The following is a 289-nucleotide window of genomic DNA, read 5'->3' as shown; positions in this document are numbered from 1 at the left end:
TAGGCACTGTACGAAAAGTAATGTCGTAAACACCGTCGCCAGCAAGCCAGCGTGACCATTGCAGCAAAGCTTTCCGCCAGCTTGCAGTAGCGTGTACCCAGGCGGCGGTGCTCCTTCAGCCAACCAAATAGCCGTTCGATGGCGTTCCGCTGCCGATACTTGGGCTTGTCAAACAGGCGCGGTAAGCCCGGCTTCGGTCTGCGTTTCATGTCACGCAGCGGAATCACCGGCTGCATCCGATAGCGGTCGCAGTATTGCCGCAAGGATTCTGCGTCATAGCCTTTGTCGG

General features: G+C 57.4%; 1 protein-coding gene. It reads right to left on the bottom strand.

What is annotated here, in order from left to right; genetic code table 11:
• On the bottom strand, positions 1-289 hold a 289-nt coding region (locus tag CC207_RS19410; RefSeq protein WP_143496141.1), incomplete at both ends, for a transposase.

Source organism: Pseudomonas sp. DrBHI1 (assembly GCF_002205115.1).
GTDB classification, from domain to species: domain Bacteria; phylum Pseudomonadota; class Gammaproteobacteria; order Pseudomonadales; family Pseudomonadaceae; genus Aquipseudomonas; species Aquipseudomonas mosselii.
The sequence above is the reverse complement of the archived record's forward strand: the minus strand, read 5'-3'. Positions and strand labels throughout refer to the sequence as shown.